The sequence below is a fragment of the Pedobacter sp. genome (assembly GCF_040513095.1).
Taxonomy (GTDB): domain Bacteria; phylum Bacteroidota; class Bacteroidia; order Sphingobacteriales; family Sphingobacteriaceae; genus Pedobacter.
In genome coordinates, this window is the sequence record NZ_JBEVDX010000014.1 from 81,998 (window position 1) to 98,482 (window position 16,485).

The following is a 16,485-nucleotide window of genomic DNA, read 5'->3' on the forward strand; positions in this document are numbered from 1 at the left end:
TACAAAGATGAAAAAGAATAAATTCAACTATATATATCTGGCATTGTTAGCCGCAATCAGCTTAACCATCCCCACTTCATGCAGAAAAAATTTCCTGGATGAAGACCTGATCACATTAAGGAATACACAGGATTTCCAGACTACGGACGGACTTGACGGTCTTGTCATCGGGATGTACCAGGGCTTACGCTTTCACTTCAATTATGAATGGGCATATTCTACCACCAATTACGGGGTTGATGAGATGACTGTTGGAGGTGACCGCACTGAGCAAATGTTTAATTCTTACGATCAGAACCTGAATTCACTGAATGGCGATGTAGCTACGGTCTGGGATAATATGTACGGTAACATCAACTCTGCAAACATCGTAATTACCAACGTACCGCAGTATTATACCGGCGGAAACAAGAACGTAAGGCTGGGCGAAGGTTATTTCATGCGGGCTTTCGACTATTTTAAACTGGTTAAGCAATATGGTGGTGTGCCCCTGCAGCTTACACCTTCCACTACAGTCAGTTATGAATTTGCCCGGGCAAGCGCTCAGCAGGTATATCAGCAGGTAATTGACGACTTTACACAGGCGTATGCGCTGCTGCCTGAAACTCCTGAAGCACACGGTCGAATTACCAAATATGCTGCGGCCCATTTCCTCGCTAAAGCATATTTGTACCGCGCCAGTGAACTGAACAGTTCGTTTAACGCTTCAACTCTTACTGCCGACCTGAACAATGCGGTGAAGTATGCAGATATCGTTATCAACAGCGGCAAACATACCCTGGCTGCAAATTTCCGTGACCTCTGGAATTTCACAGCAGTGGACGGCCCAAATGAAAGCAATGCCGAGATCATCCTCGCCGCTGAGTTTTCAAACAATACCGCTACTCAGGGAAGATATGGAAATCAGGTACACTTATACTATCCATCACTCTACCAGACATTACCAGGTATGCAGCGGGATCTGCCGGGTGACAGGGAATTTCAGCGGATGAGGACTACGGATTATGCCATAGATGTATATGACAGACTTAACGACTCACGTTTCTGGAAATCCTTTAAAACAGTATACCTGTGCAATAAACCAACCGGCGCACCTGTTTGGGATGCCGCACATGCCCCTACTCCGGCACAATCCGGAAAAGTTAAATTTACAGGCGGACAGCAGTCTATCCTTTACATTGTTAATGATGCTTTAGACGCACGCTATACAGCTGCCAATATTTTGTTCAGGGCACCAACCATGTTTGTGCGTTATTATGCTGGCGAAACGCAAAATCTGATTGGTACACATGGTGGATACAACAGCAACCAATGGCCAAGCCTTTCCAAATTCATTGATGGCTCCCGTAATGCAGTAGCTTCTGCCTTTGGTCAGAGAGACGGTATCCTGGCCAGGTTGGGTGAAACTTATTTAATTGCCGCCGAGGCTCAGGGCCGCCTGGGTAATTATGCTCTTGCTTTGCCCTATTTGAATAAGGTTCGCGACCGTGCAGCTTATGCCAACGGTGAAGACCGCAGCGCATATACTGATGGCGGGATCTCTTACCTGACCAATCCTGTGGCCAATACTGCGCAGTACGTATCGTTTGCACCAACAAATACTTATTATGAGTCGAACAATAATATCGCAGTGACTACTGCAAGCACGCAAAGCGCCTTACACCTGAACAGTGTTGATGACATTCTTAATTCAACACATGACTTTTATACCCAGTTAGGCGCTGGTTCACAATCAGACAAATTCATTGCTTTCATCCTGAATGAACGCTCAAGAGAACTGATGGGTGAGCTGATGCGCTGGGAAGATCTTTCCCGCACAAAAACACTGATCAAACGCGCTACGGTATTTAACAACGAGGCCAGACCAGTTGATAAACATTACCTGCGTCCCATTCCTCAGAAGTTTCTGGATGGTATTCAAAGTGGCGGAGCACCACTTACGGGAGATCAGAAAACGGCTATGCAAAATCCAGGCTGGTGATATTTTAAGCTTTCTTACCGCCTTGCCATTATGGTAAGGCGGTTACATCCCCCTCCCACATCAAAAAATCACGGGTATAAATATGGCTGATACCCTGATAAGGTCCTGAGCAGTCTTTATATCATCGAATTGAAGATCTTCCTTATTGATATAGATAATATTAGCTTTCTCGTCGTGATTTTTGATCTCATTTATAATCTGAAAAAATAATTAGCTTTTACCTACCCTTCGCTGCCCGGATAAAACCTTTATTAAATTTTTCCGTTAAATGGTCTGATCCTATTTCAATAGGATGTCCTTTCAATGAGCTTGAAGGAATCTGCATACGACGAATATTATAAGTATGATTATAACTTTGGTAAATATGCAGAAAGTTATAATCATAACTACAACTATTGTGAAGTAGACCCATTATCTTTAAACAGGAAAAGCAGTCGGTTAAGACTGCTTTTCTGTATTGGTTGTGCGGATGAAGGGACTCGAACCCCCACGCCGTGAAGCGCCAGATCCTAAGTCTGGTGCGGCTACCAATTACGCCACATCCGCATCTAGGAGTTGTTTAGGACTGCAAAGATAGAGATAGTTATCAATTCTCAAAAACCTTTTGTGTTTATTTTGCGTCAGCAAGCCTAAAGCATTCATTTTAAGGCTTATTATTTTAATTGAGGCTGCAACTGGAAAAGATATTGAACCGCTTTTACCAATCTGCTGCCATACCAGGCGAACATTTCGCCGTCAACCAGCATAATTTTTATACCCGGAACAGCCTGTTTTAATTCGTCCATATGTTTTTCTTTGAAAGGATAAGGTTCTGAAGACAGAAAGATCAGGTCAGGCTGCATAATCAACAGTTTCTCCAGATCAATTTCAGGATATCTGCTTTCCCTGATGATATTGGTAAGACCAATTTTCGTCAGGATATCATTGATAAAAGTATCCCGGCCGGCCAGCATATAAGGATCTTTCCAGATCAGGTAAGCAACTTTCTTATCAATCCCAAGCTGAAGGGCTAAGGTCTGAAGATCTGTAAAACCAGCATTGATTAAATGGTTAAGATAAGCTGCTTCAGGCTGCCTGTCTACCATTTCAGCAATCTGGCTGATCATTGTCATGGCCTCTTCCAGATTAGCAACGTCACTCATCCATACAGGAAACTCGCGGCTCAACAACTCAATTTGTTCTTCTGTATTCTCTTCTTTGTTACCTATGATCAAATCAGGCTGAAGATTCCTGATCAATTCAATATCGAGTTTTTTCGTTCCTCCGACCTTTGTTTTAGACTTAAGCTGTGCAACGGGATGTACACAGAACTTAGTGATCCCTACTACTTCATCCTTCAGCCCAAGTTCAAACAGTAACTCTGTTTGTGAAGGTACCAGCGAGATGATCCGTTTTGGCGGATAGTTAATGGTCACTTCCTTATTGAGCTGATCAGTAAACGTTTTGTGCATGGCACAAAGATAAGTATCCACCTCATCAATTTTCAGCGTTCGCCTTCTTCTTTAGGTTAATCTGTTATGATCAAATTTGCCAGGTATTAAAACGGTCTACCTGACAGATTCGCTTACCTGAAGATCTTCCTTAATCACTCCGTCCAGCAAATGCAGAATACGCGATCCGTAGCCGGCATTCACTTCTGAATGTGTTACCTGTATAACAGTGATGTTCTCCTCTTCATTCAGTTTCTTGAACAGGTCCATAATCTGCAGCGCCTGTGCTGACTGTAAATTTCCTGTTGGCTCATCTGCCAGAATAATGGAAGGCTGTGCCGCCAATGCGCGGGCAATACCTACCAGCTGCTGCTGGCCACCAGACAGCTGATTGGGAAACAGGTCTTTTTTACCCACGATATTGAAGCGGTCCAGCATATCTGCTACCCGGCTCTTACGTTCCGCGCTGCCTATTTTTTTATATAACAAAGGCGCTTCTATATTTTCGGCGACAGTCATCTCATCTATCAAATGATAAGCCTGGAAAACAAAGCCGATATGGTTACGGTAAAGCTCTATCCTTCTTCTTTCGTTCAGTGAAGTTACGTCTTCCCCCATAAACTCATAGCTGCCATAAGTAGGCTCTTCCAGCATCCCCAGGATATTCAGTAATGTTGATTTACCGGCTCCCGAAGGGCCCATGATTGATACAAACTCACCCTGATTTATAGTAGTACTGACATGTCTGAGGATATAACTTTTCAAACCTTTTGCAGCATAGTATTTTTCTATATTTTGTAATTTTATCATCTTAATATTTATATTTAAATCTAAGGAATATATAATGCTTTAAGTATATTATTCGTATTTCAATGCATCGATTGGATTTGTCTTAGCCGCCCTGTATGATCTCAGGCTTACTGTCAGCAAGGTGACCAGCATAGAAATCAGCATTGCAACGGCGAAAGGCCAGATGTTCAGTTCAATTCTATAGGTATAACGCGAAAGCCATCTGGATATAAAAATATAAGCTACCGGCCAGGCTACGAGGTTGGCTATAAATACCATAATGATAAAGGAAGTATTCAGCATTTTTACCAGTTCTAAAGTTGTTGCCCCAAGCACTTTTCGTATAGCCATTTCTTTTGTCCGCTGGGTGGCCACGAAGGAGATCAGTCCAAACAAACCAATAAATGCAATAAAGATGATTACCGAAGCAAACACTTTAAATAAGGCGCCCATCACCTGTTCACTTTCATAATAACTGTTGATATCTTCTTCCATAAAAGTAGACTTGTACACGTTATTCGGAAAACAGGAATTCCAGGTCTGCTCTATATTTTTCATGACGGAGGGGATCTGATGGCTATCCATTTTTACGGCAAGCATACTTGAACTCTTTTTACTGGAAAAAAGGATTACAGGTGATATTGCTTCCCTGAGGTTCATATTATTAAAGTCCTTAACCACGCCCACAATTGGTGCTTTATAGCGGCCACCAAGTGTAATGATTTTACCAATTGCTTCCTGTGGATTTCTAACATTGAGTTTCTTCAGCAGCGTTTCATTGACAACGAATTCTTTCAGGGTATCGCTTTTTGACAACGCCCTTCCAGCGAGAACCTGCAAGCCAAAGGCTTTAATGTAATCCTGATCAGCTGATTTAGTGTTGACCTGAAAATCTGCATCCCTGGTTCCCCTGTAAGCAAAATTCGTTAAATTGTTGTCTCCTGATGATGGCGCGGCACTGCAAAAGCTAGCCGATAAAACGCCTGGAATATTCAGGATCCTTGTCTTGAGGATATCATGCTTAAGCAGACTTAAACTGTCAGCCGGAACATTTGGCAGCGCTATTGCCGAGGCGTTGAACCCGAGCGGCTTTTCGCGCATGAACTGCATTTGTTTAAGTACTACAAGCGTGCCAGTGATGAGGACAACCGTTAACGCAAACTGGACCACCACAAGTACCTGACGTAAAGCGCCACCACCCATATTGCCAATACTTACTTTATTTTTAATGGCCAGTGCAGGACGGAGCCCGGATAAGACCATAGCGGGGTAAAACCCGGCAAGGAAACCTACAAAAACTACCAGCCCCAGCATAAATAGTAAAATAACGGGTTGCTGCAACAGACTGAAAGACAGTTTTTCTTTAAAGAGGGCGGCCAGACCTGGCAGAGCAGCCTCGGTAATTACACAAGCCAGAAGCAAAGCAAAAAATGTAAGTGTAAGCGTTTCTGTGAGAAACTGCAGCATAAGATCGCTGCGCCTGCTACCCATAACTTTTCTTACACCAACTTCTTTGGAGCGGCTTACTGCTTGTGCGGTAGCGAGGTTGACAAAATTAATGCAGGCTGTAAGCATAAGAAAAACCCCAATTACTGCCAATCCCCAAATCTCTTTCATCCCTGTAGTTTTCTGCGAGAAATTCCCATAGTTCTCATCTTTATGAACATCTGCCAGCGGCTGGAAAAAGATATCTGGTTTTCCAGTACCGGGCGCCACATAATATTTTTTGATAAATGCAGCTTTCGGTCCCTGCAGATCAGCTACATTTTGTCCTTCTTTCAACAGGACGTAACACTCCGAAGCATCATTGACATTGTTCCATTCCTTTAAGTTCCTGCTTTCAAAGCCCGCATAGGAAATAGCTACTTGAATTACATTACTATTGTTCTGAGGGATATCAGCAAAAACACCGGTTACCTTTAAATCAGTTTTATTGTTGTAATTAATTGTTTGCCCCACAGCCCGGTGCCAGTCGCCAAATAATTTCACAGCCATTTCTTCGCTCAAAGCTACTGTATGGGGTTCCCTCAGATCTTTCTGAGGATCTCCCTGCAGCCAGGGATAATCAAACAGTTTAAAAAACTCCGGGTTCACATAAAACGTCTTCTGGTCAATTTTGAGTCTCTCCTTCCCGTTGCGGTCATTTACCTTGATCACTCCACCGCCACGCTGTAAAACGGCTACATCTTCCAGCATGGCAAAATCGTTTCGCATTGCCGGCGCCAGAGGCATTGGAACTCCCTTTGAGAATTCTTCTCCTTCGGCATATTTCCAGTAGGAAACGACACGGTAAATCCTGTCTTTTTTGACAAACTGCTGGTCATAGCTCAGCTGGTACCTGATGAAAATAAATATCAGGATACAGCTGGCCATGCCAATGGAAAGACCAGCTATATTGATCAAAGTATAACCTTTATTCTTCCAGAGGTTTCTTAGCGCTATTTTGAGATTGAGTTTAAACATATCCGTACAGTTTATATTTCATTTACATTTGTCTGCGTAGCAGGCTTTTTAGTCGTTACGTACACCGACTTCTTTTAACCATGTCAGCATATCTTTATGGTCAAAGAAGTCAACGTACGCTTTAATCGATAGAAACATCCCTATAACTATCAATCGTACATCCGCTGAGCAGACAGGTTCCCTAAAAAACTGCCATAACTCTGACCGGATGTATCTCTTTTTATTCATATTTTAATGCATCAACAGGCTTAGATGTTGCTGTTTTATAAGCCTGATAGCCGACAGTCAGAAGCGCAATAAATAATGTGCCTGATGCTGCAATCAGTATGATCCACAAGGAGATGCTGGTATGAAATTCAAAATTCCGCAACCATTTGTCCATCAAATAGTAAGCAGCAGGAACAGCAATTACAATGGCAACAAGAATCATTTTCAGGAAAGACACAGATAACAGCTGCATTAAACTGTATACCGATGCTCCAAGAACTTTCCTTATACCAAATTCTTTGGTACGCTGCTCTGCACTATAGGCTACAAGTCCGAACAAACCTAAACATGAGATGAATATGGCAAGGCCTCCAAAAATGTTGGAAAGAACAGCGAGGATTTTTTCCTGCTTAAACATGTCTCCGTAAATGGAACTGATAAAACTGACTTCTGCAGGATAAGCCGGGTTTATTTCATTTGTTATCCTTTTAATGGCTTCTACATTTTCCTGAAGGCCCCTTTTCATGTTCAATCTCATCGTAATGACATTCGGGAATTTTTTATTCAGGTTAACAATCATCGGATTATTTGCTTTGTAGGGAGAATCCCACACATAATCTTCGAAAACACCTATTACAGTAACCTTATCAGAAAAGATCTGCAATACTTTTCCTACGGGATCATCCAAGCGCATCGTTTTTACAGCAGATTTGCTAATCAGCACTGCTGCTGTATCTGAAGCTAGTTTCTCTGAAAAGTTTCTTCCTTCAATCAGTTTCAATCCCGTAGTTTTGATGAAATCAGCTGTGGTGAAGACCTTATTGAAAAGTACTGTATTTTCTTCTTTCATCCCTGGCCAGCGCAGTCCGCTGAAATTATTATCATGATGGGCCAGCCCTGAGTAAGAATAATACATACTGGTAACAGCCCCACTTTTAAGCAACTGTTTTTTGAGTTCATCAAATCTTGTTTTCAGTGCTCCGTCCTGCGGCATTTCCACAAGGGCATTGGCATCAATTCCCAGTGGCCTGTTTTTCACATACTGGATCTGCCTATAGATTACCAGTGTGGCAATAATAAGCATAATGGTAAAGCAAAACTGCCCCGCGATCAGTATCTGCCTGAACCCAATCTGAAGATATTTCCCTTTGCCTGTTTTTCTCCGCAGTGTTTCAACAGGGTTAAACGATGACAGGTAAAATGCCGGGTAGCTGCCTGCAACTAGGCCAGTAACTAACACAATACCTACTATCCACAGGAACACATATCCTTGTAAATAAGGGATATTCATCTCAATTCCCAACAAATGATTAAGAGAAGGAAGACAGATCTCTACCAGAGTAATTGCCAGCACGACACTGATTAGCGATAAAACCAGCGATTCTGTTAAGAACTGTAAAATCAGGGAAGTCCGGGTTGCACCAATAGTCTTTTTTACACCTACCTCCTTGGCCCTTTTTTCAGACTTTGCGGTTGCCATATTCATGAAGTTGATACAGGCGATCAGCAATATGCCGATAGCAAGTCCCATAAACAGCCAGATCTTTTCTATTGCACCACCCACGCTCTTTCCATCCTCAAACTTACCATAGAGATGCATTTTACTGAGTGGATAGAGAAAGTGTGCAGGATATTGCTGGTTATTATGTTTTTTCAGCAATGCTGCTATTTTTTGATTGACAACCTCCACATTTGAACCGGAATTGAGTACTACCAGCGTATTCAGACAGCAGTTGTTCCAGTTGATATCCCTCGCATCCTCGTCAATAGTCTGATAAAAAGACCATGGAATCATGTAATCAAACTGGTTAGAACTATTGGCAGGAAGATCTTTTATTACTGCTGTTACTTTTAAGTCTGAATGGTCCCTGAAACGTACGGATTTGTTGACCACATCAGTTGATCCAAATAAAGTGAGTGCTGTACTTTCGGTAAGTATTATCGAATTCGGATCATTCAATGCAGTAGAGGGGTCACCATAAATAAATTGGTAATCGTACATCTTCAGCATGTCCGGATCAGCAAACTTCGCCAGTTTTTTGAACCTGTTACTGCCATTTGCTATCAGATTTCTATCGTTACCATAATTGAGGCGGGATATGTATTTCAGCTCAGGTATTTCTTCTTTTAAAGCCGGCGCAAAGGCTGTTGTTGTACCTTCAAATGTGACCATAATCTTTCCGCTGTTATCCCTCACGTTTGTCAGTGTTAAATATACATTTTCAGCATTTTTCGACTGCTTATCAAAATTCCATTCATAGAATACATATACCATTAACATCAAACATGCCGCAAGGCCAATTGCCAGGCCAATTACGTTAATGAAAGATGACACCTTATTTTTCCAAAGGTTGCGCAGGGCGATTGTTAAATTGAGCTTAAACATTTCAGGTCAGGTTGAAGGTTTACAATCAAGCAGTTATTTGTATAATAACTTATTCATATTTCAAGGCATCAACAGGGTTTGCTTTCGCGACCTTGACGGACTGCACGCTTACTGTTAAAATGGCGATGATCAGCGAAAGGCAAAGCGCTATAGCAAAAGGCAATACCGAGATAGAGACCCTGAAACTATAGGCGGAAAGCCACCTGTTAACGATCACATAGGCAATCGGAAAAGCAATCAGATCAGCTATAATCACCAGTTTGATAAAATCTTTATTGAGCAGTGTCAGAATGTTCATATTACTTGCACCCAATACCTTGCGGATGCTGATTTCCTTTTTACGCTGCTCGGCCATAAATAAAGCCAGTCCAAGGAGGCCAAGGCAGGAAATAAAAATTGCAAAGCCACCAAACCAGTTGGCAATAATGCCGAGCAGCTTTTCATTCTGGAACTTCTGCTCAAAATTATCATCCACAAATTTTGTCTCCACAGGGAAACCCGGGTTAAGTTTTTCTGTTACTTCCTTAATTTTGTCCATGGAAGAACTGATGTTTTGTGCAGGATTTAACCGGGCAACCACCACTTCCACCTGTTTCATATCGTGATAGATCACTAGCGGTGCTGTCTGGCTGTAAGGATCCTCCATCACAAAATCTTTCATTACCCCGATAATTGTCACAGGCCGGTTCCAGAACTGGATAACTGTTCCGACAGGATTTTTTAATCCCATAGTTTTTATGGCAGCTTCATTCATGATCACATTGGATGTGTCAGTATAGGCTTCAGAAAACTCCCTTCCGCTAACCATACTGGTCCCTAAAGTTTTTGACAAATCGTATCCTGCGCTTCTATAGTTAAAGAAGATATCTTCTTTATCATTTTTGCCTGGCCAGCTGACCCCGAAGGTATTGTTACCGCCTTCGCTCAGGCTCCGCCCAAAATAAGTAACATCAATGACCGCACCTGATTTCAACAACTGTTCTTTCAGCAGTTTGAGCTTTCCCTCGCCAGTCAGTGAGCCCTGAACAGGTAATTCTACCAGGTTATTTTTGTTATACCCTATGGATTTATTTTTGATATAATTGAGCTGCTGATAAATTACTGCTGTGCATATGATAAGGCAGGCAGCGAATACAAACTGAAATACGACCAGGATCTGTCTGACAGACAAAGATGTACTGCCCCTTAGGTTCATTCCTTTTAACACCTGCAGTGGCTCGAACGAAGACAGATAAAATGCCGGATAACTTCCTGCCAAAATTCCTGTAACGATAGTCAGCCCCAGAAAAACCGACCAGAACTTCCAGTCCGGATAATCGATTAAAAGTGCTGTATGCAGCACCCCATTGAAATAAGGCAGACTGATTTCGATCAGTACAAAAGCGACAATCATTCCCATTACAGAAAGCAGCAGGGATTCCAGCATAAACTGCCCGATCAGCGAGTTTCTGGAAGAGCCAATTGCTTTACGCACGCCTACCTCCTTCGCCCTTTTTTCTGAACGTGCAGTGGAAAGGTTCATGAAGTTGACACAAGCAATCAGCAGGATGCAGAAAGCCAGCATAAAGAATATCCTGACCTGCCCGATTTTACCACCCACAGATTTGCCATTCTGGAACTCACCATACAAATGCCATTGTGAGAGCGGATGAAGTGTGTAATAACCGGTTGCGCCCTGCTGGTGGTTCGCCAGCATCGGCCTAATCAAGGCACTAACCTTATTGATATCCTGCTCAGTTTGCAGTTGAACCATAGTCAGACAGAAATTATTTCCCCATCCTGAAGTTTTTATCCAGGGCTGTTGTTTTTCCCAAAGTCTCCAGGTCATCAAGTAATCAAACCGTATGGTACTGTTTTTGGGAATATCTGCGATGACGGCATCCACTTTTAATTGGACAGCATTATTAAGCTTTATTACCTTGTTGACAGGATCTTCACTTCCAAATAGATTTCTGGCCATCGTTTCAGTGAGGATCACAGAATTTACCTCCTGCAGTGCTTTGGAGGGATTACCTTTCAGGAATTTATAGTCCATAATCTTCAAAAGCTGGGGATCGCTATAGACGCCATCTTTTTTGAAGTAATTCTGATTATAGCTGAGTAGTTCTGCTGCCGGGTAACTGGAATGTGAGGCTACTGCTCCCGGAACTTTACCTGCTACCTCCGGAGCCAGCGCTCCCGGAGTCCAGGCCCAGCTCATGATCCCACTGCTGGCTTTCTGGTGCTGGTATACCACATAAGTGTTCATCGAATTCTTTGACTGCCTGTCATACCCCCATTCGTAGGCTACATACAAAAGCAAAACCATGCAGCTGGCCAGGCCGATTGCCAGTCCCCCGACGTTGATCAACGTGTACCCTTTGTTATTCCAAAGGTTTCTGAGTGCTATTTTGAAGTTTAATCTAAACATGATCTCTATTTTTATAAGGGGATATTATTCGTATTTCAAGGCATCAATGGGATTCGCTCTCGCGGCTTTATACGCCTGGTAACTAACTGTGAGCAGCGCAATGGCGATAGTTCCCACCGCTGCCATCAGGATAACCACCCAACTGATGCTGGTGTGGAATTCAAATTTCTTCAGCCAGCTATCCATCATATAATTGGCCACAGGAATTGCAATGATGATAGCCAGAACAACCATTTTGAGGAAGCCCAGGGATAACAACTGCATCAGACTTGCTACTGAGGCACCAAGGACTTTACGTACACCAATCTCTTTTGTTCTTTGCTCCGCGCTATATGCGGCAAGTCCAAATAAACCCAGGCAGGAGATGAAAATTGCAAGCCCGCCAAAAACGTTGGACAGCAGCCCTAGTATTTTCTGGGATTTCAGTTTCTGCCCGTAGAGTTCGTCAACAAAATTAAATTCTACCGGATAAGCAGGATTGATCTCTTTTACAATACGCTCTATCAGGGCCAGGTTTGCAGATGGTGTATTTGAAGCATTGAGGCGCATCGTAACATAACCGGTGCCCCCTTTTCTAAAGGCCACCACCATTGGATCCTGTTTTTTATGGGGAGCACCCCAGATAAAATCCTGAAACACGCCCACTACCGTACAATTGTCTCCCTGATATTTCACGATCTTACCCACCGGATGAACCAGATTCATAGCCTTAACTGCAGAAACACTGAGCATCACAGCTGCTGTATCTGAAGGAAACTGGCGGGAGAAATCCCGGCCTTCAATCACCTTTAATCCGGTAGTCTGTACAAAATCATATGTAGTAGCCAGCTGGCTGAAAACCATGTGCCTGTCCTCTTCAGAAGAACCCGGCCACTCCATTCCCCAAAAATTTGAGTTATAACTGGCTATGCTGCCTGACAGCTGACATATTCCGGAGATGGCGCCTGACTTTAGTAAACGTGCTTTCAGCAGTTCGAACCGTTTCTCCAGCTGACCATCCTGAGGCAACTCTACCAGGTTGTTTACCTGATAGCCAAGCGGTATATTTTTAATATACTGGATCTGTTTGTAGATTACAGTTGTCGCTATGATCAGAATAACTGCGAAACTAAACTGGATAACCACCAGCACCTGCCTCAGGTTCACAGACCGTATCCCGCGGCCTGAAGTTCTTTTCTTTAACACCTGCAGAGGGTTAAACGAAGAAAGGTAAAATGCCGGATAACTGCCAGCAACAACTCCTGTAAAAAGCACAATACCTATCAGACTGATCCAAAGGTAGGGATTGGTATAAACGATATCCATCTTGATGTCCAGCAGATTATTGAACATAGGGAGGAATACTTCTACAAGTACGATAGCCATAACTGCACTGCATAAAGTCAGCACCAGAGACTCCATCAGGAACTGGCTGATCAGGCTCGCCCGGGTGGCACCAATTGTCTTTTTAATCCCCACTTCCTTGGCCCGCTTCTCTGATTTGGCAGTAGCCATGTTCATAAAGTTGATACAGGCAATCAGCAGGATACCAATAGCGAGGCCCATAAATAAACGCAACTGTTCAATTTCGCCACCAGTACTTTTGCCATTTGTAAATGTGCCATACAAATGTGTTTTGCTGAAAGGGAAAAGCATTGGAGATGAAGTTGCATCAGATACATTCTTTTTGATCATCCCTTTTACAGAACTGTTCAGCACTTCAACATCGCTTCCCGGTCTCAGCCTTACGAGTGTAGTCCAGTTATTATTTGTCCATGCCGGCCGCTTTGTCCATTCGTACATGTTTTCAAACAGTGTCCAGGGCATCAGGAAATCCAGTTTGATAAAGGTATTGTCGGGAAGGTCTTTGATTATGCCGGTGATCTTGAGATCCACACGATCTTCAAACCGGACAGATTTATTGAGTACGTCTGTGCTGCCAAACAGCACTTTTGCTGTAGTTTCCGTAAGCACCACACTGTTGGGTGCACTAAGCGCCGTCTTCTGCTCTCCCGCGACAAATGTATAATCGAAAATCTTTAGGATATCAGGATCAGCAAAACGTCCTCTTTTTTTAAAACTGTTTCTACCATTGGCAATAAGGCGGGAATCAGCGCCATCTGTACGGGTCATCGCCAAAACGCTCGGATAGCCCTCTTTGAGTGCAGGGCCAACTGTATTGGGTGTAGACCATCCCGTACCGCCTATACTACCGGCGGGCCCGTCAAAATTGACCAGCACCTGGTAAACATTTTTATCGTCTTTTGTCTGCTTGTTATAATTCCATTCATACGATACGTACAGTAAAAGCAAGAGGCAGGATGCAAGTCCAATAGCCAGTCCGGTAATATTGATGAGTGCAGAAGTTTTATTCTTCCACAGGTTCCGCAATGCGATGGTGAGGTTCAGTTTAAACATATCGGAGTCTTTTTATTTATTACTTAGGTCTTTTCTGAGGCTATTCATATTTTAATGCATCGACAGGATTCGCATTTGCCGCTTTATATGCCTGGTAACTCACAGTAAGCAGTGCAATTGCCAGTGTTCCAACTGCAGTGAGAAGCACGACCATCCAGCTTACGTTGGTATGGAAGTCGAACCCATTCAGCCAGTTATTCATCAGGTATGTTGCCACGGGTACTGAGATGATAATTGCAAAGCCCACCATTTTCAGGAAGCTGAGTGATAAAAGCTGCATCAAACTGGAAACGGAAGCACCGAGTATTTTTCTTACGCCTATTTCTTTAGTGCGCTGTTCCGCACTGTATGCGGCCAGGCCGAATAAACCGAGGCAGGAGATAAAGATGGCAAGTCCACCGAACATGTTGGACAATACACCCAATTGCTGTTGTGCCTTTAATTTGGCTGCATACAACTGGTCAACAAAAGTGAGCTCAACGGGATAGGCGGGATTGATATCTTTCACTACTTTCTCTATCGTCGCCAGGTTATCAGCAACAGGATTTGCAGGATTTAAACGCATCGTCAGCACTCCGCCCCAGCCTTTGGTGAATGCTACTACCAGGGGTGTTTCTTTAGATCCCGGAGCATCCTGTATAAAGTCCCGGAACACCCCTACTATTGTAAATTTGTTTCCGTGATAATTCACGGGCTGGCCAATCGGATCCGCCAGGTTCATTAGTTTCAAAGCCGTGGTGTTAATCAATAAAGCGGCAGAGTCTGAAGCAAATTTCTCTGAGAAATCCCTGCCTGCAATCAGTTTCAGCCCAGTTGTTTTTACGAAGTCATACGTTGTAGCAATCTGTGAAAAGTTAATGCCTTTATCTGCTTCAGTAGATCCTTTCCATTCCATTCCGGAGAAACTGGAAGTATGATTGGCAATGGTTCCGGATGATTGATAAAGTGAGGTAACCGCTCCTGATCTGATTAAACGATCTTTCAGCAGATTATATTTTCCATAAAGCTCGCCCTCCTGGGGCATTTGCACCAAAGTGTTGATATCATATCCAATAGGCCTGTTTTTGATGTACTGGATTTGTTTATAGATTACTATGGTGGCAATGATCAGAATAATGGCGAAGCTGAATTGCCCAACCACCAGCACCTGCCGGAGATTGACGGAAAACAATCCTGTCTTGAAATTACGCTTTCTGAGTATTTGCACCGGATTAAAGGATGAGAGATAAAAAGCAGGATAACTTCCGGAAATCAGTCCTGTCAGCAAAATTACAGCAAAGAGACCGAGCCATATAAAACTATTGGAGTAGTTGATCCTGAGGCTGGTATCAAACAGGTTATTGAAGACCGGGATACATAATTCGATCAATACAATTGCCAATACGGAACTCAGTATTGTTAGCACCAGGGATTCCATCAAAAACTGACTGATCAGACTGCGTCTTGTGGCACCGATCGTCTTTTTTATGCCAACTTCTTTTGCCCTTTTCTCAGACTTAGCGGTCGCCATGTTCATGAAATTGACACAGGCGATGAGCAAAATTCCAATAGCCAGTCCCATAAACAACCGTAACTGTTCAATATTGCCACCTATGCTTACACCGTTAACAAACGTACTATACAGGTGAAGTTTGCTGAGTGGAAATACCAGCAACTGACCATCTGCATACTGATTGTGACGGTGCATAAAACCTTTGATACTGAGATTGAACTTATTAATATCAGTACCCGGCGCCATTCTTACAATTGTATTATAGTTGAAATTGCCCCATGATGGTTCTTTTATCCAGTTGTTCAAAGCCTCGTTCAACGTCCAGGGCATGAGAAAATCAAAGAAAACTGAAGTATTTTTAGGGAGATCTTTAATGACACCAGTTATTTTCAAATCTACCTTGTCGTCAAAATGAACGGATTTGTTGAGCACATCCGTAGTCCCAAACAAATCCTTCGCTGTTGATTCCGTAACTATGATACTATTTGGTGCTTCCATCGCGCTTTTCGCGTCCCCTGAGGTGAAAGTATATTTATAGATCCGGAGTATATCGGCATCAGCAAAACAGGCAGTTCTTTTCAGGCTTTTCCTGCCATTGGCGACAAGTTTCAAACCCGCCCCGTCAATTCGCGCTGCTTCCTCTACTTCTGGGTATTCGCTTTTAAAAAGTGGGGCAATGGCATTGGTAGATGCCTGCCAGGTGCTCGTGACCTTCTTATTTGCATCAACATTGTTTATCAAAACCTTGTACGTATTAGAAGGATCAAAAGTCTGGCCGTCAAAGTTCCATTCATACGCTACATACAGCAACAACAACAGGCAAGCTGCCAAACCAATAGCCAGTCCGCTGATGTTGATCAGTGAGGAAGTCTTATTCTTCCAGATGTTTCTTAAAGCGATTTTAAAGTTGAGTTTAAACATGGTGACAAG

9 protein-coding genes and 1 tRNA gene are annotated in these 16,485 nt (G+C 43.0%); 1 reads left to right on the forward strand and 9 read right to left on the reverse strand.

The window, feature by feature from the left end:
* Positions 1-7: 7 nt before the first annotated feature.
* On the forward strand, positions 8-1,981 hold the full coding sequence (locus ABWY16_RS02400) for a RagB/SusD family nutrient uptake outer membrane protein (protein WP_353903053.1): 1,974 nt from the start codon (positions 8-10) through the stop codon (positions 1,979-1,981).
* A gap of 464 nt (positions 1,982-2,445) precedes the next feature.
* On the opposite strand, the gene ABWY16_RS02405 is transcribed toward ABWY16_RS02400, so the two are convergent.
* The 9 genes from ABWY16_RS02405 to ABWY16_RS02445 form a co-directional block, all read right to left on the reverse strand.
* Positions 2,446-2,527, reverse strand: a tRNA-Leu gene (locus ABWY16_RS02405).
* A gap of 107 nt (positions 2,528-2,634) precedes the next feature.
* Positions 2,635-3,432 carry an ABC transporter substrate-binding protein gene (locus ABWY16_RS02410; RefSeq protein ID WP_353903054.1) on the reverse strand — a complete coding sequence of 266 codons (798 nt, stop codon included), beginning with the start codon at positions 3,430-3,432 and terminating at the stop codon, positions 2,635-2,637.
* Between the two features lie 96 nt (positions 3,433-3,528).
* Positions 3,529-4,221 carry an ABC transporter ATP-binding protein gene (locus ABWY16_RS02415; protein ID WP_353903055.1) on the reverse strand — a complete coding sequence of 231 codons (693 nt, stop codon included), beginning with the start codon at positions 4,219-4,221 and terminating at the stop codon, positions 3,529-3,531.
* 48 nt (positions 4,222-4,269) lie between these two features.
* Positions 4,270-6,663, reverse strand: a complete 2,394-nt coding sequence (locus ABWY16_RS02420; RefSeq protein ID WP_353903056.1) for an ABC transporter permease — start codon at positions 6,661-6,663, stop codon at positions 4,270-4,272.
* 48 nt (positions 6,664-6,711) lie between these two features.
* Entirely contained in the window at positions 6,712-6,891 is a 180-nt protein-coding gene (locus ABWY16_RS02425; protein ID WP_353903057.1) for a hypothetical protein, read from the reverse strand.
* Positions 6,884-9,256, reverse strand: a complete 2,373-nt coding sequence (locus ABWY16_RS02430; RefSeq protein WP_353903058.1) for an ABC transporter permease — start codon at positions 9,254-9,256, stop codon at positions 6,884-6,886. Before ABWY16_RS02430 ends, ABWY16_RS02425 begins: the two co-directional genes overlap by 8 nt.
* Positions 9,257-9,305: 49 nt before the next feature.
* Positions 9,306-11,666, reverse strand: a complete 2,361-nt coding sequence (locus tag ABWY16_RS02435) for an ABC transporter permease (RefSeq protein WP_353903059.1) — start codon at positions 11,664-11,666, stop codon at positions 9,306-9,308.
* A gap of 24 nt (positions 11,667-11,690) precedes the next feature.
* Complete coding sequence (locus ABWY16_RS02440; RefSeq protein ID WP_353903060.1) at positions 11,691-14,063, reverse strand: ABC transporter permease; 2,373 nt, start codon at positions 14,061-14,063, stop codon at positions 11,691-11,693.
* A gap of 40 nt (positions 14,064-14,103) precedes the next feature.
* Entirely contained in the window at positions 14,104-16,476 is a 2,373-nt protein-coding gene (locus ABWY16_RS02445) for an ABC transporter permease (protein ID WP_353903061.1), read from the reverse strand.
* Between the last annotated feature and the right edge of the window lie 9 nt (positions 16,477-16,485).

Excerpts from the sequence above, each read along its gene's own strand:
- ABWY16_RS02400 (WP_353903053.1), top strand. The coding sequence starts at position 8 with ATGAAAAAGAATAAATTCAACTATATATATCTGGCATTGTTAGCCGCA.
- ABWY16_RS02410 (WP_353903054.1), bottom strand. The coding sequence starts at position 3,432 with ATGCACAAAACGTTTACTGATCAGCTCAATAAGGAAGTGACCATTAAC.
- ABWY16_RS02415 (WP_353903055.1), bottom strand. The coding sequence starts at position 4,221 with ATGATAAAATTACAAAATATAGAAAAATACTATGCTGCAAAAGGTTTG.
- ABWY16_RS02420 (WP_353903056.1), bottom strand. The coding sequence starts at position 6,663 with ATGTTTAAACTCAATCTCAAAATAGCGCTAAGAAACCTCTGGAAGAAT.
- ABWY16_RS02425 (WP_353903057.1), bottom strand. The coding sequence starts at position 6,891 with ATGAATAAAAAGAGATACATCCGGTCAGAGTTATGGCAGTTTTTTAGG.
- ABWY16_RS02430 (WP_353903058.1), bottom strand. The coding sequence starts at position 9,256 with ATGTTTAAGCTCAATTTAACAATCGCCCTGCGCAACCTTTGGAAAAAT.
- ABWY16_RS02435 (WP_353903059.1), bottom strand. The coding sequence starts at position 11,666 with ATGTTTAGATTAAACTTCAAAATAGCACTCAGAAACCTTTGGAATAAC.
- ABWY16_RS02440 (WP_353903060.1), bottom strand. The coding sequence starts at position 14,063 with ATGTTTAAACTGAACCTCACCATCGCATTGCGGAACCTGTGGAAGAAT.
- ABWY16_RS02445 (WP_353903061.1), bottom strand. The coding sequence starts at position 16,476 with ATGTTTAAACTCAACTTTAAAATCGCTTTAAGAAACATCTGGAAGAAT.